This is a genomic window from Kribbella hippodromi (genome assembly GCF_039531045.1).
Taxonomy (GTDB): domain Bacteria; phylum Actinomycetota; class Actinomycetes; order Propionibacteriales; family Kribbellaceae; genus Kribbella; species Kribbella hippodromi.
In genome coordinates, this window is sequence record NZ_BAAAPH010000003.1 from 300,253 (window position 1) to 319,822 (window position 19,570).

The following is a 19,570-nucleotide window of genomic DNA, read 5'->3' on the forward strand; positions in this document are numbered from 1 at the left end:
CGGGGCTACGTGTCAGGCCGGTTCGGGTTCGCGGATGCGTTGGGAGATCACTGCGGAGACGCCGTCGCCGCGCATGGTGACGCCGTAGAGGGCGTCGGCTACCTCCATGGTGCGTTTCTGGTGGGTGATGACCAGGAGCTGGCTGTTCTCGCGGAGTTCTTCGTAGATCTCCAGGAGGCGGCCGAGGTTGGTGTCGTCCAGGGCCGCTTCGACCTCGTCGAGGATGTAGAACGGCGAGGGGCGGGCCTTGAACAGGGCGACCAGGAACGCGACCGCGACCAGTGAGCGCTCGCCACCGGACAGCAGCGACAGCCGCTTGACCTTCTTGCCGGGCGGGCGGGCCTCGACGTCGATGCCGGTGGTCAGCATGTCGGACGGGTCGGTCAGCACCAGCCGCCCCTCACCGCCCGGGAACAGCCGGCTGAACACGTGCTCGAAGGCGACCTCGACATCCTGGTACGCCTGCGTGAACACCTGCTCGACCCGCTCGTCGACCTCTTTGACGATGTCCATCAGGTCCCGGCGGGACTTCTTCAGGTCGTCCAGCTGCTCGGAGAGGAAGCGGTGCCGCTCCTCCATTGCCTCGAACTCCTCGAGCGCGAGCGGGTTGATCTTGCCGAGCTGGTTCAGCGCCCGCTCGGCCTGCTTCAGCCGCTTCTCCACCTTGGTCCGGTTGAACGGCTCGCCCTCAGCCTCCTCTGACTCCTCACCAGGAGTCGGCACCGGCGGCACCAGCTGATCCGGCCCGTACTCGGTGACCAGCGCGTCGACCTCGATACCCAGCTCGCCGAGCGCCTTCTCGTACAGCTGCTCCAGCCGCATCTTCTGCTCGGCGCGGGCCAGCGCGTCCCGGTGCACCGTGTTGGTGAGCTGCTCCAGCTCGGAGCTCAGGTTCCGCGTAGTGGACCGGGCCTGCGCGAGCGCCTGCTCCCGGTCGGCCCGCTGCGCCTGGATGGCCGCCCGCTCGGCCGCCGCCAGCTGCAGCGACGACTCCAGCCGCGCCAGCACGTGCCCAGCCGCGAGGTGTACGGCCTGCGCCGCCTCGGCCTGCCTTGCCCGGCGCGATGCCCGTGCAATCGCCCGCGCCCGTGCCTCGCGCTCCTGCCGGGCCGCGCGCTCCAGCGAGTCTGCGCGGCCGGACAGCGCCCGGGCCCGCTCCTCGGTGGTCCGCAGCGCCAGCCGCGCCTCCATCTCGGCCGCACGCCCCGCCTTGGCCTCCTCCGCCAGCCGGTCGCGCGCCGACGTGTCCGGCTCGTCGCCGTCGTCGTCGAACGCCTCGGCGTCCATCAGCCGCTCTTCCAGCTCGGCCAGCCCCGACAGGTTCTTGTCGCGCTCCGCCTCGGCCGCGGCGATCGCCTCGGCCATCCGCTCGGCCTCACCGCGGGACGCCTTCGCCAACGACCCGAAGTGCCCCAGCTGCTCCGCCACCGCGGCCATCGACGCATCCGACTCGTGCAGCCGGGCCAGCGTGATCTCGACGGACTCCTTCTGCCGCGCCCGCTCGGCCTCCAGGCCCTGCAGCTCGAACCGCAGCCGCTCACTCCGCGCGGTCGCCTCGGTCAGCTTCTCCGCCGCCTCGTCGACGGCCGACTGCACCTCGATCAGGCTGGGCGCCGCATCCGACCCGCCGTACGCGAAGTGTGCACCGAGCACATCGCCCGCACGCGTCGTACACATCAGGTCCGGCAGGTTGCGCAGCAGGGATCGCGCCGCATCGACGTCGTCGACCACCGCGACCTTGCGCAGCAGCCGCCGAAGCGCGGGCCGCAGCGTCTCGGGGCAGTCCACGACATCAACCGCGTACGACGCGCCGTACGGCAACGCCGGCCACAGCGCGTAATCATCGGCCGGCGCATCACCCAGCAGCATCCCCGCGCGGCCCAGATCGTGCTGCTTGAGATGAGTGACCGCCTGCAGAGCAGCGTCAGTGTGCGTCACCGCGACCGCATCCGCGGCCTCACCCAGCGCTGCGGCGATCGCGGTCTCGTACCCGGTCCGTACGCTCAGCAGCGCCGCGACAGAACCCATCAGCCCGTTGATCTGCTCGGACGCGGCCAGCAGCGCACCGGCGCCGTCCTTGCGGTTCAGACCGAGCTCGAGCGCCTCCTTACGAGCAGCCAGACCGGTACGCTCCCGCTCGGCATCGCGCTCCTCGGCGCGCAGCTTCGCCAGCCGCTCGTCCATCTCGTCCAGTACGGCCTGCGCGCCCTCGTACTCCTCGTCGAGACCCTTCTCGCCGGCATCCAGCCCGGCGACCTGGGTCTCCAGCGCGGTGAAGTCGTGCTGCGCCTTGGCCGCGCGTTCCTCGGCCTCGCGCCGGTTGTTCGCCAGCCGGCCGATCTCGGACTCGGCGGCGGCCGCGCGGCTCTTCAGCGCGTTCACCTGACCGGTCAGCCGGGCCAGGCCCTCGCGCCGGTCGGCGGCGGCCCGGATCAGCGCCGAGATCCGGCGCTCCTCCTCGGCCTCCTGGGACTCCAGCTGCTGGCGGCGCTCGACCGACTCGGCGAGCAGCTCGGAGTGTGCCTCGACCTCGGCCTCGATCTGCGCCTCGGTCTCGCGGACCCGGGCCGCCTCCAGCTCGAGCTCCTCCGGGTCCCGGCCTGGCCGCGGCTCCTCGGCCTCGTCGTTCAGCGACCTGATCCGGTCCGCCGCGATCCGCGCCGTGCCCTTGATCTTCTCGCCGAAGCCGGACAGCTGGTACCAGGTGTCCTGCGCGGCTTGCAGCGCCGGCGCGTCCTCACGGAGCGCGTCCTCCAGCTCCGCCTCCAGCTCGCGGGCCTCGCGCAGCTTCGCCTCGGTCTCGGTGCGGCGCTGGGTCAGCGCTGCCTCATCCCGGAGCTCCGCCTCCAGCGCGGACTGGGCCTGCACGATGTCGTCGGCGAGCAGCCGGGCCCGGCCGTCCCGGACCTCGGACTGGATCGTCACCGCCCGCCGCGCCACCTCCGCCTGGCGCCCGAGCGGCTTCAGCTGGCGACGGATCTCCTGGATCAGGTCCCCGAGCCGGTGCAGGTTGCCCTCGGTGGCCTCCAGCTTCCGGATCGCCTTTTCCTTGCGCTTGCGGTGCTTCAGCACCCCGGCGGCCTCTTCGACGAAGCCGCGGCGGCCTTCCGGCGTGGCGCGCAGGATCGAGTCCAGCTGGCCCTGACCGACGATGACGTGCATCTCCCGGCCGATCCCGGAGTCGCTGAGCAGCTCCTGCACGTCCAGCAGGCGGCAGCTCTGGCCGTTGATCTGGTAATCGGACCCGCCGTTGCGGAACATCGTCCGGCTGATCGTCACCTCGGCGTACTCGATCGGCAGCGCGCCGTCGGTGTTGTCGATGGTCAGCACGACCTCGGCCCGGCCGAGCGGCGACCGGCCGGAGGTGCCGGCGAAGATGACGTCCTCCATCTTGCCGCCACGCAGCGACTTGGCGCCCTGCTCACCCATCACCCAGGCCAGCGCGTCGACCACGTTGGACTTGCCGGAACCGTTCGGCCCGACGATGCAGGTGATGCCTGGTTCGAAGTTCATCGTCGTCGCGGACGCGAACGACTTGAAGCCCCGGAGCGTCATGCTCTTCAGGTACAAGGCGAAGCTCTCCAACCCGTGAAAGGACAGACGATACCGAAGGAACCGCCGTAGCTGTTCGTCACGCTGCCGCTACCCGGGGGAAGGTGTTCCGCTTCGGAGTCTACAAAGAGATCCGTGCGATCCGGCGGAGGCCGAGCCGATCGGCCGACGATAGGTCTGGGAGCACAACATCGGGTGAACATACAACCGGCGGAGGCCCGGACGGGGGCCACCGCCGTACGGAAGGTAAAGCGGACGGGATCCGAACTTCAGTGTCAGACCGAGGCGGGAGCGCGCAGCGCCTCGTCGACGGTGAGCAGCCGACCCTCGTGGATCTGAGCCACCAAGTGGTCGTTCTCGGCCTGGAGCCGCATCACGTGCGCCTCCAGATCTGCGACACGCCGATTGAGCAGACGAACCTGCTCGAGCATGCGCGGGTCAGTGCCTCCAAGATGCCCTAGAAGAGCCTTGGCCATTGTGCTGTCCTCCGGAAGGGTTCTGGCCGGGTGCGCTCGCCGTCCTGATCATGAGAGCCCTGGTCAGGAGGGAGCGCCGAAAGTGTGTGCCGTCTTTCAGGGTGACACCGGCGAGGCCGACGGGTCAACCTGGGCCACATTTGTTAACGATACCTCGCCTCACCAACGAGCGTGCCGCGGAACCGGCTGGCATCTCGGGCAGCGGTACGACGAACGGTTCATGAACGGCTCGCGACGGATCGGCCGGCCGTCCCGTGGACACGGCGATCCCTCCTGCCCGTACACGTTCAGGCCGCGCTCGAAGTACCCGGATTCCCCGTTCACGTTGACGTACAGCGCGTCGAAGCTGGTGCCACCAACGATCAGCGCCTCGGACATCACCGCGTACGCCTGCGCGAGGATCTCCTTTGCCTGAAAGGGTTTCATCGTTTCGGTGGCCCGCGCGTAGTGCAGCTTGGCCCGCCAGAGCGCTTCGTCGGCGTAGATGTTGCCGATCCCGCTGACCACCGTCTGGTCCAGCAGCGCGCGCTTCAGGCCGGTCTTGCGGCGGCGCAGTTTCGCCACCGCCCAGTCCGGATCGAACAAAGGATCGAACGGGTCGCGGGCGATGTGCGCGATCTCGGCCGGCAGCTCGGCACCACCCTCGGCGTACGAGAGACCACCGAACATCCGCTGGTCCACAAACCGGACCTCTCCGCCGTCGTCGGCGAACCGGAACCGGACCCGCAGGTGTGCTTCGTCCGGCGTGCCGACCGGCTGGACCCGGAACTGGCCGCTCATCCCGAGATGGGTGAGCACCGCGTCGCCGGAGGTCAGCGGCAGCCACAGGTACTTGCCGCGGCGAGCCGGCTCGGCGAACACCTGGCCCTTCAGCCGGGAGGCGAAATCCTCCGGGCCGGCGAGATGGCGCCGCACCGGGCGAGGGTGCAGCACCTCGACGGTGTCGATGGTCCGGCCGGTGGTGAACTCGGCCAGTCCCCGTCGAACGACTTCTACTTCCGGAAGCTCGGGCACCTACGGCTGCTGGGAGGGATCCACGCTGTCCGGATGCGCTGCGCGCAGCGCCTTCCAGGCGGTCTCGGCGGCCTGCTGCTCGGCTTCCTTCTTGCTCCGGCCGATGCCGTGCCCGTACGTGTCGGACCCGATCCGGACCCGGGCCTCGAACGTCTTCGCGTGGTCCGGTCCGGACTCCGCGATCACGTACTCCGGCACGCCCACGCCGAGCTGGGCGACCAGTTCCTGCAGCGAAGTCTTCCAGTCCAGGCCGGCGCCCAGCCGGGCCGACGACTCCATCAGGTCGTCGAACAGCCGGTGCACCACCCCGCCCGCGACCTCGAAGCCGCGATCCAGGTAGACGGCACCGATCAGCGCCTCGACGCAGTCGGCCAGGATCGACGACTTGTCCCGGCCACCGGTGGCTTCCTCACCGCGGCCGAGACGCAGGTACTTGCCGAGCTTGAGCTCGCGGGCGACACCCGCGAGCGCACGCATGTTGACCACCGCGGCCCGCAGCTTGGCCAAGCGGCCTTCGCTCAGGTCCGGGTGGTTTCGGAACAGCGACTCCGTGACGATGACGCCGAGCACGGAGTCCCCGAGGAACTCCAGCCGCTCGTTCGTCGGCAACCCGCCGTTCTCGTACGCGTACGAGCGGTGGGTGAAGGCGTGCTCCAGCAAATTGTCAGCCAGCGATACGCCGAGCCGCTGATTCAGCTCGGCGTAGAGCCCCGTTTCGTTGACCGAATTCACTGTGACTGGTGCCGTTTAGCTCTCGACGACCTGGCGGCGCTCACCCTTGGCGCCGTACTGGCCGCAGTTCGGGCAGACGGTGTGCTGCAGGTGCTTCGCGCGGCAGGCGGGGTTCACGCAGGTCACCAGCGACGGAGCAGTCGTCTTCCACTGCGCCCGGCGGCTCCGGGTGTTGCTGCGCGACATCTTCCGCTTCGGAACGGCCACGGTTAACGACTCCTCGATCTGTGCGGGTGATCGGCCCGCTTGGTTGGTATCTCTAGTTTTTCTGGTCGTCCTGCCGGAGCAACCCGTCAAGCGCGGCCCAGCGTGGGTCGGTCCGCTCCTGGTGCGTGTGCCCGGGCTCGTCGGCCAGGCGCACCCCACACTCGGGGCACAGTCCCGGACAGTCGTCCGTACACAGCGGCTGGAACGGCAGCGCGAGCACCACCTGGTCCCTCAGCACCGGCTCGAGGTCGATCAGATCGCCCTCCATCCGGCTGGCCTCGTCGGGCTCGGCGTCGCTCTCCGGGTAGACGAACAGCTCCTGGACGTCGGCGAGGAACTCGTCCTCGATGTCGACCAGGCACCGCGCGCACTCCCCGACCAGGCGGCCACTGGCCGTTCCGGTCACGAGCACCCCTTCGACGACCGATTCCAGCCGTAGATCGAACTGGATCGGATCCCCTTCGGGAACGCCGATCACGTCGATTCCGAGATCCGCCGGCGCCGCCGCCGTGAAGGTGACCTCGCGCTGGAACCCGGCACGGCGTGTCAGCTCGTGGGTATCGATCACGAGTGGGGACCGCGGGTCCAAGACGCTCAGGGCAAACCTTTCAGGCGTGGGCAGGCATGATCTCGGTCTCGTCGAGACCGGTTGTCAAGACTACCAACTCCCCGGCGTCCCGCCCAATCGGGGTGATCCTAGTGCCCCGCGTTGGAGATTGTTTGAGTGATTGCGGTGTCCAGGTGCGTGCATCGCGGTGGCGGAGGGGCAGCCTCGATGCTTTTCCATCGTGGCTGTTCCTCCGCTGCCGCGAGGTGCGTGCCTGGGCGCCGCAAGCGCCAAAGAATCTCCAACGCGGGGCACTCGAGGCTGCTCACAGCTTGGCGAGTAACCGTGCGTGAACAGCCGGGGTCACGAACGTACTGACGTCGCCGCCGAGGCGGGCGATCTCCTTGACCCAGCTGGAGGAGATGAAAGCGTTTTCCGGAGCCGTCGGCAGGAAGACCGTGTCGACGCCGGTCATCCGCCGGTTCAGCTGCGCCATCTGCAGCTCGTAGTCGTAGTCGGCGGCCGAGCGCAGCCCCTTCACGATCACGCCGGCGCCCTCGGCCCGGCAGTAGTCGACCAGCAGGCCGTCGAACGTACCGACCCGGGCGTTCGGGAACGGCTCGACCAGCTCGGTCAGCATCTCGATCCGCTCCTGCGGGCCGAACAGCCGGTTCTTCGACTGGTTCACCCCGGTCGCGACGATCAGCTCGTCGAACGCGGCGGCCGCGCGAGTGACGATGTCGAGATGACCCACCGTCGGCGGGTCGAAGGTGCCCGGGAAGACGGCCTTACTCATGCCGGGACCTCGCCGTTCTCGCCATGGCGGTGACCGTACCAAAGCCGCGCCTCGCCGTACTTGCGATCCCGCAGTGCGGCGAACCCGGCCGGCCACTCCCACGGCTCGCGCTTCCCGCGCTCGACAACGACCACCGCATCGGCGGCCAACCAGCCGTTCGCGGCCAGCTCGGTGAGTACGTCCTGCAGCTCGGCCGTCTCCAGCTTGTACGGCGGGTCCGCGAAAACGAGATCGAATACCACCGGCGGATCGCCCGCGGCCACCTTCTCCACCGGCCGGGTGAGCAGGATCGCGCCCGGAAGCGCGACGGCCTTGATGTTCGCGGCGACCACGTCCGCGGCGCGACGGTCCGACTCGACCAGCACGGCCCGCGCGGCACCCCGGGACAGTGCCTCCAGCCCGATCGCGCCTGACCCGGCGTACAGATCGAGCACCGCCAGCCCGTCGAAGCTCCCGAACTCGGACTCCAGCGAGGAGAACAACGCCTCCCGGACCCGATCCGCCGTCGGCCGCGTCCCACTCCCCTCCGGCACCGCGATCCGCCGCCCACCAGCCGCTCCTCCGACAATGCGCGTCAAGTCTTCTCCAAGTACTCGGTGGTCTCCGACTCCAAGGCCGTACGCACCGACGAGCGTAGCGCTGGGTAGTCGGTCAGGTCGGTGTCGACCGAGACGATGGACTGGGCCACGTGGCGGGCGGCGAAGATGATGTCCTCGTCGCGGAGCACGCTGAGGAGTTTCAGGCTGCTGCGGCGACCCGACTGCGCCACCCCGAGTACGTCGCCCTCGCGCCGCGTCTCCAGGTCGATCCGCGACAGCTCGAACCCGTCCGTCGTGGACGCGACCGCATCCAGCCGCCCGTACGACTTGGAGCCGGCCCACAAGTCGGTGACCAGCAGGCACAGCCCGGGCACCTTCCCTCGCCCGACCCGGCCGCGCAGCTGGTGCAACTGGGAAATACCGAACCGGTCGGCGTCCATGATCACCATCGTCGACGCGTTCGGTACGTCCACCCCGACCTCGATCACGGTCGTCGCGATCAGTACGTCGACCTCACCGGCCGCGAACCGGGACATCACCGCGTCCTTCTCGTCGGCCGGCAACCGCCCGTGCAGCACCTCCATCCGCAGGCCATGCAGGATCTCCGCGAGCGCTTCGGCCACCTGCATGACCGAGATCGGCGGCCGGGCCTGCTTCTTCCCGCCTTCGTCGGCCTCGAGCAGCTCGCCTTCCTCGTCCTTGGCGTTCTTCACGTCGTCGCCGATCCGCGGGCACACCACGTACACCTGGTGGCCCTTGCCGACCTCCTCGCGGACCCGGGTCCAGGCGCGCTGCAGCCACTCCGGCTTCTCCTTCGCCGGGACCACCGACGACTGGATCGGCGAGCGCCCGGCCGGGAGCTGGGTCAGGGTCGAGACCGCGAGATCGCCGAACACCGTCATCGCCACGGTCCGCGGGATCGGGGTCGCGGTCATCACCAGCACGTGCGGCGTGTTCGCACCGGATTTCGCACTCAGCGCGGCCCGCTGCTCGACGCCGAACCGGTGCTGCTCGTCGACCACCACCAGCCCGAGATCGGCGAACTGCACCTTGTCCTCGAGCAACGCGTGCGTGCCGACCACGATCCCGGCGGCGCCACTGGCCGCGTCGAGCATCGCCGTACGACGGCCGGCCGCGTTCAGCGAGCCGGTCAGGAGACCGATCTTGGTGGCGTGCTCCGCGCCGCCGAGCATGCCCTGCTCGGCCAGGTCACCGAGCATCTTGGTCAGCGTCTTGTGATGCTGCACGGCCAGCACTTCGGTCGGCGCGAGCAACGCGGCCTGACCGCCGTTGTCGACCACCGACAGCATCGCCCGCAGCGCGACCACCGTCTTGCCGGAACCGACCTCGCCCTGCAACAGCCGGTGCATCGGATGCGGCCGGGCCAGGTCGGCGAAGACCTCCTCGCCGACCTCCGTCTGGCCCTCGGTCAGCTCGAACGGCAGCCGCTGGTCGAACTCGTCCAGCAGACCACCCGCGACCCGCGGCCTCGGCACCGCGTTCAGCGCGTCCGTGACCGCGCGGCGCTGGGCCAGGATCGTCTGCATCACCAGCGCTTCCTCGAACCGGAACCGCTGCTGCGCGTCGTGAATGTCCTTCTCGGTGTCCGGCAGATGCACCTTCTGCAAGGCGTCCCGCAGCCCGAGCAGCTTCTCGTTCCGCTGGACCAGCTCCGGAATCGGATCGTCGATCCGCTCGTCCAGACTGTCCAGCACGATCTTCACCGACCGCTCGATCGTTGCGGTCGGCAACTTCGAGGTCGCCGGGTAGAGCGGGCGGTACGGCCGGGCCCGGCGCTCGATCTCGGCCTCGGTCAGGTCTTCCTCGTCCAGCACTTCGGTGCCCGGGTTCTTCAGCTGCATGATGTCGCGGAACATCGTCACCTCGCCCCAGAACAGGGCGGAGGTGCCGGGCGTCAGCTTCGTCAGCAGCCAGGGCTGGTTGAAGAACGCCGCCTCCAGGTCGTTGCGCCCGTCGGTGACCACGACCTTGGTGATGGTCCGCTTCTTCCGGAACTTGTGCACCTCGTCCGGCCGGATCTCGATCTTGGTGTCCAGCGCGCGGGCGGACACCTTCTTCACCCGGCCGTTCACGGTCGCCTGGTCGCCGACCTCCAGCTCGTCGAACGGCGTCAGCTCACCCTTCTTCAGGTACCGCCGCGGGTAGTGCCGCAACAACTCGCCGACGGTCTCGATGGCGAGCACCTCGGAGAAGGTCTTGGCCGTCTTGGCGCCGAGGAAGTCGCGGAGCTTCCGGTCCATGTCCGCCTTCATACCAGGCCCCTCATGGCCTTCACGCCCTTCATTCCGGAAACCTCATTCCACCCCGATCAGCAACGGGTACCTGTCCTGACCTCCGTCGTACACCATCACGTCGACATCTTTGCGGTCCCGGCGGACATGCCGCTCGACCGCCGCGGCCAGGCCCGGGTCGGCGTCCCGGCCGGTGACGATCGTGAGCAGCTCACCGCCGCCGCCGAGCAGCCGGTCGACGACCCCGATCGCGGCCGTCTCCAGATCCTCGGTGATCAACGCGAAATCGCCGTCCACCACGCCCAGCGCGTCGCCGATCCGGCAGCGGCCGGCCATCGTCCAGGCGTCCTTGACCGCGACCGTGACCGCGCCGTGCCGGGTCTGCCCGGCGGCCGCGGACAGGTGGACGACCTCGTCGTCGAAGCTGCGCTCCGGATCGTGTACGGCGATCGCGGCCAGGCCCTGCACCTGCGCCCGGGTCGGAATCACCGCCACCCGGATGCCGCCCTGGCGGGCCGCGGTGGCGGCGGCCTCGGCGACCGCGATCGAGTCGTGGTCGTTCGGCAGGATCACGATCTCGGCCGCCTTCGACGCCTCGATCGCCTGCAGCAGCTCACCGGTCGAGCACCGCCGGCCGGGACCGCCGCGGATGACCCGGGCACCAGCGTCGCCGAACAAGGCGGCCAGCCCGTCTCCGGCCACGACGGCGATCACCGCGCGGCCGGGCGCGGGCTCGTGCTGGTGGACCTGATCGGCGAAGTGCGTGACCCGAATCCGGTACGGGCGGCCGATGCCGATCCCGTGCTCGATCGCCGCACCGACATCATCGGTGTGGACGTGCACGTTCCAGAGCCCGTCACCGCCGACGACCACGACCGAATCACCGAGCCCGGCGAGCGTACGCCGGAAGTCGCCGATGGTGTCGTCGGGCGCATCGAGCAGGTACATCACCTCGTACGCCGGTCCGTCGACGCTGTCGCCGCCCTCACCTTGTGGTTCTACCCGGGCCGGTACGGTGACGCGGACGTGCCGGCCGGTCAGTACGGACTCCATCGCGCCGAGGATCACGACCAGACCCGCTCCCCCGGCATCGACGACGCCCGCGCGACGCAGTACGTCGAGCTGCTCGGTCGTCTTGGTCAGGGCTTGGCGCGCCGACGCGACCGCGGCGAGGCACACATCAGCGAGAGACCTGCCGTCGTTCGCGGCGGTCGTCGCGCCGGCCGCGGCCGCCCGGGCGACGGTCAGCATCGTGCCCTCGACCGGTTGCGCGACCGCCCCGTACGCGGCGTCGGCAGCGTACGTCAGCGCGTCCGCGAAGGCGGCTGCCTCACTGATGGGCGGATCGGCCTGCACGTCGCGCAGAAGGTTCAGGCGCTGGCCGCAGGCGCGGATCAGCTGGGAGGTGATCACGCCGGAGTTCCCGCGGGCGCCGAGCAACGCGCCGCGGCCGAACGCCTCGATCGCCTCGCTGAAGGTCAGCTTGCCCTTGGGCAGCGCGTCACAGGCCGCCTCCCAGGTCAGGTAGAGGTTGGTCCCGGTGTCACCGTCCGGCACCGGGTACACGTTCAGCTCGTCGATCTCGGTCCGCGCGCGGGCCAGCTCGGCCAGCGCCGTCCGGGCCCACGCCCGCAACACGTCGACGGTCAGTTCCTCCACGCCCGGAAGGCTAACCCGTCCGCTTACCATGTGTTGTGCCTTGCTCGATCTTGTTCTCGTTCGCGTCCGACAGTTACCGGTACGCGGTGCGGGAGATCCGGGAGGCCTTTCCCGGTGAGCACCGGTTCGAGCGGCTCGGGGCGGAGGTCGCGCGGCTCGCGGACAGTGCTGTCCCGGTCGAGCAGCTGGCGGCGGCGTGTGACGAAGGCCGCATCATGTACGTCCGGCACCTCACCCGGGAGATCGCCGGGTACGCGCTCGATGATCTGCCGACCGAGCCCGAGCTGGCGACGACACTGCTCGACGAACTCACTGCGCGTACGGTCGCGGTCCAGGCGTGGATCGACGACGGGGGTACGGGCGGAACGTACCGGCGGCTGATCGCCGACGCGCTGGCGACCCGCGGGGTGGCGAGCGAACGCTCCGGGCAGGATGTGGTGGTGTCCGCTGTGGTCGTGGGCAAGCAACTGCTGCTCGGCGTGAACAGGCTCGCGGACAGCCTGTCGGACTGGCCGGGTGGGCAGCTGCGGCTGGCCCGGGGTCAAGACCGGGTGTCGCGGTCGGAGTTCAAGCTCGAAGAGGCGATCGCTACTTTCGGGCTGGATCTGCCGACGGGCGGCAAGGCGCTCGACCTCGGCGCCTCCCCCGGCGGCTGGACCCGGATCCTGCGGCAGCACGGTCAGGAGGTGTGGTCCGTCGACCCCGGCTCGCTCGACCCGCGGCTGCGTTCCGACCGCCGGATCCACCACGAGCGGACCACCGCGGGCCGGTTCTTCGCCGCGAACCGCGTCCGCTTCGACGTGGTGGTGAACGACATGCGGATGGATCAGCAGACCAGCGCCCGGATGATGCTCGACGCCGCCGCCCACCTGCGCCCGCGCGCCCTGGCCGTCATCACCCTCAAAGGCGGCGGCCAAAACCCGCTCGACGCCACCCGCCGCGCCCTGGAGACCCTCCGCGAGTCCTACACGGTCCTGCATGTCCGCCAACTCCACCACAACCGCAACGAGGTCACCGTCATCGCCCGCCACTGACGCTGGGCGCAGACATGAATAGGCGCCCGGGGGATGCCCGGGCGCCTATTGGCAGGACCTACACGGAGGAGAGCTGAGGGTCAGCCGACGACGCGCTGGACCTTGCCGGCCTTGATGCAGGACGTGCAGACCTTCATCCGGGTCGGGGTGCCCTTGATGATGGCCCGGACCGGCTGGATGTTGGGGTTGAACCGCCGCGGCGTACGAGCCTTGACCCGGCGGATCATCGCGCCCTTACCCAGACGGGCAACGCTGTTGCCGAACGTCGGCTGCTTGCCGCAGACATCGCACTTCTTAGACATGATTCTCCGTGTTCAGGGTCGTGACTCCGACAGATCATGTTACATGGCTGTCAGCGCCCGACCAATTCGTCGGTCCAGGGCCTACCCAGCCGCCGATCAGGCAGTGAGGTAGGCCACTTCCTCGTCCGTCAGCGTGACGGACAGACCAGGGGTCGAGGTCCGGGTCTCGCTGACGTGCCGCGGCCCGATCAGCGGGAACACCGGGTACGGCTGGTGCAGCAACCAGGCCAGTGCGATCGCGGTCGGCTCGACGCCCTTCGCGGCCGCGAGTTCCCGGGCCCGGTCGAGCCTACGGAAGTTCTCCTCGGAATAGAAGCAGCGCACCAGCTCCTGGTCCGAGGTGTCCTCCGGTTTGGCCCGTCCGGTGAAGAACCCGCGCGCCTGGCTCGACCACGGGAACAGCGCGACCTGTCGCTCCCGCAACCACGCCTGCGACTCGTCGTCGGCCACATGCCGGCAGCCGGCCCACGGCACGTCGTACGCCCGCGCGAGGCTGAGGTGGTTGCTCAGCAGCGTGAACGGCTGCTTGCTGTTCGCCTCCGCATACGCGTTCGCCTCGTCGAAGCGCGCGGTGGTCCAGTTCGATCCGCCGTACGCCTTGATTCGGCCGGCCTTGAAATGCCCGTCCAGGACGTCGACGAACTCCGAGACCGGAATCTCCTCGTTGTCGCGGTGCATCAGGTACAGGTCGACGTGGTCGGTCTGCAGCCGCTCGAGGCTCTCCTCGAGCTGCCGGGTGATCGACTCCGGGTCGCAGTGCGGCGTGTGCGCGCCCTTGCCGATGACAACGACCTCGTCCCGGTTGCCACGCGACGCCATCCACTGGCCGAGCAGCTTCTCACCGCGCCCGCCGCCATAGATGTACGCGGTGTCGAACGTCGTACCGCCCCGCTCGACGAAGTCGTCGAACACCACCGCCGCGTGCGGCAGCGTCTGCTGGTTGTCCACGCCCATCACCAGGCGCGACACCTGCTTGTCCAGGCCGGGCACCTTCCCGTACGTCATCGGGGCGTCGTCGCGCCGGGTCAACGGCCGCCCGGTCGCGGTCGGAACCACCACATCGTCCCGCTCGCTCGCGTACTGCTGCCCGATCGCCGCCCGCCACTGGTCCTGCACGGTCAGGTTGCCGAACGTGTCGGCCCAGCTCATCTCCGGCGCCTGCTTCGACCCGGATTGGATCGCCGCCTGCACCGCCTCGGCCTCGGCCGCGTAGATCAGCGCCGGCTCCGCGGAGATCTCCCGCGCCTCCTCCCCCACCTTGTGCAAGGTGACGTGGGTCGGCTTGCCGTCGCCGCCGAACCACGGGTCCTCGACCACGAGGTACCCCTCGCTGCCGAAGATCCGCACCTGGTTCTGATCGGCGAGGCGTACGCCGGTGCTGACCTGGGCGGTCACGCCACCGTCGAAGAACAGCGTCGCCACTGTCCACTCGTCCGCGCCGGTGTCGCCCACGTGCCCGACCGCGGTGACCGCGGCCGGATCCAGGAACGGCTCGCCGACGTTCGCGCCGGCGATCAGCCGGGCCATCGACACCGGGTACCCGCCGACGTCGAGGATGCCGCCGCCGGCCAGGTCGTCGGCGAAGATCCGGCTCTCCGGCCGGTATCCGGCGGCGAACGCGAACGTGGCCTGGATCTGGTGCACGGTGCCGAGCTCGCCGTCGCGGACCAGCTGGGCGATCAGCTTGGTCTGCGGCAGGCACCGGTACATGTACGCCTCCATCAGGAAGACGTCGTTGCGGACCGCGGCCTCGACCATCGCCTCGGACCAGGCCCGGTTGATCGCCAGCGGTTTCTCGCACAACACGTGCTTGCCGGCTTCGGCCGCCTTGATCGCCCACTCGACGTGCATCGGGTGCGGGGTGGCGATGTAGACGGCGTCGACGGACGCGTCGGCGAGCAGGTCCTCGTACGAGCCGTGCCGGTTGGCGATGTCCCACTTGTCGGCGAAGGCGTTCGCCGAATCCAGGGACCTGCTGCCGACGGCGACGACCTCGTTGGTCTTCGACGTCGGCACCTGCGAGGCGAACCGGGATGCGATGTTGCCGGTGCCGATGATGCCCCAGCGGAGCTTGGTGTCAGTCAAAAGGAGTCCCGTTGTCGTTGTGGTCAGGTCAGAACTTCATGGCGCCCGCCGCGAGGTCGGCGATGAAGTGCCGGCCGCCGATCAGGAAGACGCCGATCAGGGGGATGACGCTCATCAACGCACCGGCCATCACCATCGAGTAGTCGGTGCCGTACACGCCGTTGAGCTGGTCCAGGGCGACCTGCAGGGTGAGCCGGTTCGGATCCGTCATCACGATCAGCGGCCAGAGGTAGTCGTTCCAGGTGTTGATGAAGGTGAAGATCCCGAGGAACGCCAGGCCGGGCCGGAGCACCGGCAGGCCGACGGTCAGGTACTGCCGGAAGAACCCGGCGCCGTCCACCTTGGCGGCCGCGATCAGCTCGTCCGGGATCGCGCCGCTGGCGTACTGGCGCATCCAGAAGATCCCGAACGCGTTCGCCGCGCCCGGGATGATCAGCGCCTTCAGCGACCCGATCCAGCCGAACTCGGCGAGCGTGACGAACTGCGGGACCAGCGACAGCTGGGCCGGGATCATGAAGGTCGCGAGCAACAGCCCGAACAGGAAGTTCCGGCCCGGGAACCGGTACTTCGCGAACGCGAACGCGGCCAGCGAGTCGAAGAACAGCACCAGTACGGTGACGCCCAGCGACGCGATCAGGGTGAGCAGCATCGAGCCGAAGAAGTCGATGTTGTCCAGCACCTTGCCCATGTTCTCGAACAGGTGCGAACCGATCCAGAGTTTCGGCGGGTAGCTGAAGATGTCCGGGGTGGTGTTGGAGGCCATCACCACCATCCAGTAGAACGGGAACAGCGAGACGAGCACACCGAACATCAGCACGACGTGACCCACCGCGGTGCGGATTCGCTCAATGGACATCTGCGGCCTCCCTCTTCGCATTCTGGGCTGCGATCTTGCGTTCCACCCGCCGAGCGGCGCGTCGGGTCAGCCGGTCCTCGTCCCGGCCGCCGATCAGCCGCCAGTTGATGATGCTGAACAGCACGATCAGGATGAACAGGGCCCAGCCGACGGCGGCCCCGTACCCGAACTGGTTCTTGATGAACGCGCTCTGGTACAGGTACGAGACGATGGTCAGGCCGGCGTCGCCCGGTCCGCCGATGTTGCTGGTGTCGCCGAACAGCACCCGGGACTCGGTGAAGATCTGCAGTCCGCCGATCGTCGAGGTGACCGCGGTGAACAGGATCACCGGCCGCATCATCGGTACGGTGATCCGCCAGAACGTCTGCCGTGGACTCGCGCCGTCCACCTTCGCGGCCTCGTACACGTCGGCCGAGATCGCCTGCAGGCCGGCCAGGTAGATGATCGCGTTGTAGCCGACCCAGCGCCAGGTGACGATGGTGGCGATCGCGATCTTGATCCCCCACGGCTGCGTCAGCCAGTCGACCTGACCGAGGCCGATCGACTGCAGGAACGCGTTCAGCAGCCCGAAGTTGTTGCTGAAGATCGAGCCGAACACGAGCGTGATCGCGACCACGGAGGTGATGTTCGGGATGAAGTACGCGATCCGGTAGAAGGTCCGCAGCCGGGTGGCGTTGTGCAGCGCGTTCGCGATCACCAGTGCGAGCAGCAGCATCGGGACGGTCGACAGCACCCAGATGATCAGGGTGTTGCCGATCGTCTTCCAGAACGTGGCGTCGGTGAGCAGGTACTGGTACTGCGCGAGGCCGACCCACTTCATCGGGCCGATGCCGTCCCAGGAGTGCAGCGAGATCCAGATCGAGAACAGCACCGGGAACGCGCCGAAGATCGCGAACAGGATGAAGAACGGCGCGACGGCGGTGTACTGCGGCAACGCCTGCCGGTACTTGTTCGGCCGCTTGTCCGCGCTCGCGGTGGCGGCCGCGACGGAGGCGGGTACGGCTTTGCTGGTCACGGCCATCTCAGATCGCCCCCGCCCTGGTGAGTTCCCGCTCGATCTGGTGCTGAGCGTCGGCCCAGGCCTGATCGGGGTTCTTGCCGGCCGCTTCGACGTTCACCAGCTCGGAGCTGATCGGGTTGTCGATGATGCTGTCGTACGGCGAGAAGAACGCGCCCGGGTATTTCTTGGCGGACTCCGCGAACACGTCGACGATCTGCTGTCCACCGAAGAACGGATCCGGTGCCGCCAGCCGGGAATCGGTGTAGCTGGCCGGCGTGGACGGGAACAGCACGGGGTCCAGGAACGACTGGGCCTGGTTCTTCGCCGACTCCAGCCAGCTGATGAACGCGAACGCGGCCTTCGGGTTCTTGCAGTACTTGGTGATCCCGAGGAACGAACCGCCCTTGTTGCCGGCGCCACCAGGAGCCGCCGTCACCTTCCACAGCCCCTTGGTCTTCGGCGCGGCGTTCTTCGGGCCGAGCTGCGCCCACCAGACCGCCCCGTTGTACGCGACCAGCTTGCCGTTGGTGACCACGGCGTTCTTGTCGGTGGAGTTCTGCGCGTTCGCCGACAGTCCTTCCTTGACCACGCGCACGGCCAGGTCGAAAGACTGCCGGACGTGGTCCTGATCGCCGATGTACTTCCCGTCCGACGTCATGTAGCGCTTCGGCAACTGGGCCATCCGGTACCCGTAGATGCCGGTGATGTTGTCGGTGATCGCCGAGCCGGGTACGGCTTGCTTGAGCTTCTTGCCGAGCGCGATGAAGGTGTCCCAGTCCGGCGCCAGCTGCGCGACCGCGCCTGGGTCGACGTCGATCCCGGCCTTCTGGAAGACGTCCGTGCGGTAGAACAGCGCCGTCGGACCGGTGTCCATCGGGTACCCGAGCATCTTGCCGGCCGGTGTGACACCCCACTTCCACTTCCAGGGCAGGAAGTCCTTCTCGAACTCCTTGGCACCGAGCTCGTACAGGTCGTGGAACTGGTCGGCGTTCGGGAAGTAGGTGGCGACGTCGTCGTTGATCGCGACGATGTCCGGCACCAGCGACTTCCCGGCCAGGGCGGTCAGCACCTTGGTCTTGTAGTTCGAGCCGATCCGGGTCATCGCGAGTTTCATCCCGTCGTACCCGGGAATCGCCTTCTCCGCCTGACCGATCAGGCCGTCGTTCACCGACCCGGTCCAGGTCCACATGCTGAGTTCGTTCGATCCGCCCAGCGAACTGCGCGAGCCGCAGCCAGTGAGACCCGCGGCGGCCAGGGCGCTGCCGGCCGCGAGGAACTTCCTTCTGCTCAGGGTCATAGCCTCACCTGGCGCTTTCTGTTGGATTTCGCCGGAAGGTGTTCACCGATGTTTACGTAGCCATTAGGTAAGCGCATACCCACTGAACCGGTCAAGGCTCCGATGACAAGATGAGGCCCATGACCCCTGTTGCTGTGCTGTTCGATGCCGACGGTGTGCTCCAGCGAGCCACCTTCGACTGGTTCGCCCGGTTGGGCTCGCTCGTGCCGGCCGACTCCGAGGCCTTCATCGCCGACCTGATGGCGGCGGAGCGGCCCGCGATGGTCGGGAAGGGCGACTTCCGGGAGGCTCTCGCCGACGTCCTCCGGCGCTGGAACTCGGCCTCGACCGTCGACGAGGCGTTCGAGCCGTGGACCTGGTTCGCCGCCGAACCCGAGGTGATCGAGCTGATCGGCACGCTGCGTGACGCCGGCGTGCAGTGCCACCTCGCCACCAACCAGCACGCGTACCGGCGGGCGATCATGCAGGACGAGCGCGGGTACGGGGCCTGGTTCGACCAGACGTTCTACTCCTGCGACCTGGGTCTGGCCAAGCCGGACCCGGCGTACTTCCGGGCGATCCTGAGCGCGATCGACGTACCGGCGCCGGAGGTCCTGTTCATCGACGACAACCAGGCGAACGTGGCCGGCGCCGCGTCCGTGGGGCTTCGGGCCGAGGCGTACGACCTGTCCACCGGCGTCCCCGCGCTCCGGGACCTCCTCCGCCGGTACGACCTGCCGGTTTAGAGCTCTCTGAAGTACACGGCAACCGGCAGCTTGACGCAGCCGAGGCTCTCGTAGAACGCACGGGCCGGGGCGTGGAACGCGTCCCCGCCGGTGCCGATCTCGACATACCGGGCGCCCGCGGCCCGCATCGCCGCGAAGGCGTGCTCACAGAGCGTGGTCGCAAGGTTCGACCGGCGCTGCTCGCTGTCCACGGCGAGGATCTCGATTGTGCCGTGCTCACGCCTCAGGTCGACGTGCCAGGCGACGTACCCGGCGAGTACGCCGTCCTGCTCGGCCACGGCGACGTACTTGTGCTGCTCCGGGTCGTGCAATCCGGGCAACTGCTTGCGGTAGTCCCCACGCCAGTCACCGTGCTGGCGAGCGAAGATCAGCTCCCCGACCAACGGCCGAAACGACTCCTCGAAGAACGGGCCGAACGTATCGATGGTCAGGTCGATGAGCGCGCTCAGGTCAGAGCTGACATACGGACGAATGTCCATGGAAAGTGCCTCTCGCGA

General features: G+C 68.6%; 18 protein-coding genes. 2 read left to right on the forward strand and 16 right to left on the reverse strand.

Translation table 11 applies throughout. The features are described 5' to 3' along the window. Positions 1–12: 12 nt before the first annotated feature. The 10 genes from smc to ABD260_RS06370 form a co-directional block, all read right to left on the reverse strand. Positions 13–3,570, reverse strand: coding sequence for a chromosome segregation protein SMC (gene smc, locus ABD260_RS06325; RefSeq protein WP_344232504.1), 3,558 nt, complete (start codon positions 3,568–3,570; stop codon positions 13–15). Positions 3,571–3,827: 257 nt separating this feature from the next. Then, positions 3,828–3,983, reverse strand: a complete 156-nt coding sequence (locus ABD260_RS06330; RefSeq protein WP_233715190.1) for a hypothetical protein — start codon at positions 3,981–3,983, stop codon at positions 3,828–3,830. 204 nt (positions 3,984–4,187) lie between these two features. Next, positions 4,188–5,042 carry a bifunctional DNA-formamidopyrimidine glycosylase/DNA-(apurinic or apyrimidinic site) lyase gene (mutM, locus tag ABD260_RS06335; RefSeq protein ID WP_344232391.1) on the reverse strand — a complete coding sequence of 285 codons (855 nt, stop codon included), beginning with the start codon at positions 5,040–5,042 and terminating at the stop codon, positions 4,188–4,190. After that, positions 5,043–5,774: a ribonuclease III gene (gene rnc, locus ABD260_RS06340; RefSeq protein ID WP_184830737.1), complete on the reverse strand. Its 732-nt coding sequence runs from the start codon at positions 5,772–5,774 to the stop codon at positions 5,043–5,045. It abuts the gene before it with no gap. 15 nt (positions 5,775–5,789) lie between these two features. Further along, positions 5,790–5,981, reverse strand: a complete 192-nt coding sequence (gene rpmF / locus ABD260_RS06345) for a 50S ribosomal protein L32 (protein ID WP_130387616.1) — start codon at positions 5,979–5,981, stop codon at positions 5,790–5,792. A gap of 52 nt (positions 5,982–6,033) precedes the next feature. Continuing rightward, positions 6,034–6,549: a YceD family protein gene (locus ABD260_RS06350; RefSeq protein ID WP_344232392.1), complete on the reverse strand. Its 516-nt coding sequence runs from the start codon at positions 6,547–6,549 to the stop codon at positions 6,034–6,036. A 304-nt stretch (positions 6,550–6,853) separates the two neighbouring features. Then, complete coding sequence (coaD, locus tag ABD260_RS06355) at positions 6,854–7,324, reverse strand: pantetheine-phosphate adenylyltransferase (RefSeq protein WP_344232393.1); 471 nt, start codon at positions 7,322–7,324, stop codon at positions 6,854–6,856. Then, positions 7,321–7,902 carry a 16S rRNA (guanine(966)-N(2))-methyltransferase RsmD gene (gene rsmD, locus ABD260_RS06360; RefSeq protein ID WP_344232394.1) on the reverse strand — a complete coding sequence of 194 codons (582 nt, stop codon included), beginning with the start codon at positions 7,900–7,902 and terminating at the stop codon, positions 7,321–7,323. The genes coaD and rsmD overlap by 4 nt, the downstream gene beginning before the upstream one ends. Further along, complete coding sequence (recG, locus tag ABD260_RS06365) at positions 7,899–10,136, reverse strand: ATP-dependent DNA helicase RecG (RefSeq protein ID WP_344232395.1); 2,238 nt, start codon at positions 10,134–10,136, stop codon at positions 7,899–7,901. The genes rsmD and recG overlap by 4 nt, the downstream gene beginning before the upstream one ends. 42 nt (positions 10,137–10,178) lie before the next feature. Then, positions 10,179–11,774, reverse strand: a complete 1,596-nt coding sequence (locus ABD260_RS06370) for a DAK2 domain-containing protein (protein WP_344232396.1) — start codon at positions 11,772–11,774, stop codon at positions 10,179–10,181. A 35-nt stretch (positions 11,775–11,809) separates the two neighbouring features. On the opposite strand from ABD260_RS06370, the gene ABD260_RS06375 reads away from it, so the two are divergent. After that, positions 11,810–12,808, forward strand: a complete 999-nt coding sequence (locus ABD260_RS06375; protein ID WP_344232397.1) for an SAM-dependent methyltransferase — start codon at positions 11,810–11,812, stop codon at positions 12,806–12,808. 80 nt (positions 12,809–12,888) lie between these two features. Here ABD260_RS06375 and rpmB read toward each other — a convergent pair whose 3' ends face one another. The 5 genes from rpmB to ABD260_RS06400 all read right to left on the reverse strand — a co-directional run bounded on the left by rpmB (position 12,889) and on the right by ABD260_RS06400 (position 18,348). After that, on the reverse strand, positions 12,889–13,110 hold the full coding sequence (gene rpmB, locus ABD260_RS06380; protein WP_184830723.1) for a 50S ribosomal protein L28: 222 nt from the start codon (positions 13,108–13,110) through the stop codon (positions 12,889–12,891). A gap of 96 nt (positions 13,111–13,206) precedes the next feature. Continuing rightward, positions 13,207–15,195, reverse strand: coding sequence for an aldo/keto reductase (locus ABD260_RS06385; RefSeq protein WP_344232398.1), 1,989 nt, complete (start codon positions 15,193–15,195; stop codon positions 13,207–13,209). A gap of 28 nt (positions 15,196–15,223) precedes the next feature. Continuing rightward, positions 15,224–16,051, reverse strand: a complete 828-nt coding sequence (locus ABD260_RS06390) for a carbohydrate ABC transporter permease (RefSeq protein ID WP_344232399.1) — start codon at positions 16,049–16,051, stop codon at positions 15,224–15,226. Beyond that, positions 16,041–17,072 carry a carbohydrate ABC transporter permease gene (locus tag ABD260_RS06395; RefSeq protein WP_344232400.1) on the reverse strand — a complete coding sequence of 344 codons (1,032 nt, stop codon included), beginning with the start codon at positions 17,070–17,072 and terminating at the stop codon, positions 16,041–16,043. Before ABD260_RS06395 ends, ABD260_RS06390 begins: the two co-directional genes overlap by 11 nt. Position 17,073: 1 nt before the next feature. Further along, positions 17,074–18,348 (reverse strand): ABC transporter substrate-binding protein, encoded by a 1,275-nt coding sequence (locus ABD260_RS06400; RefSeq protein ID WP_344232401.1) that lies wholly within the window; start codon positions 18,346–18,348, stop codon positions 17,074–17,076. A gap of 119 nt (positions 18,349–18,467) precedes the next feature. Here ABD260_RS06400 and ABD260_RS06405 point away from each other — a divergent pair, with 119 nt between their 5' ends. Next, positions 18,468–19,073: an HAD family hydrolase gene (locus ABD260_RS06405; protein ID WP_344232402.1), complete on the forward strand. Its 606-nt coding sequence runs from the start codon at positions 18,468–18,470 to the stop codon at positions 19,071–19,073. Here ABD260_RS06405 and ABD260_RS06410 read toward each other — a convergent pair. Beyond that, the gene (locus ABD260_RS06410; RefSeq protein WP_344232403.1) at positions 19,070–19,552 is read right to left on the reverse strand and encodes a GNAT family N-acetyltransferase; all 483 of its coding nucleotides are present in this window, start codon (positions 19,550–19,552) and stop codon (positions 19,070–19,072) included. The two genes, ABD260_RS06405 and ABD260_RS06410, sit on opposite strands and share 4 nt — an antisense overlap. Between the last annotated feature and the right edge of the window lie 18 nt (positions 19,553–19,570).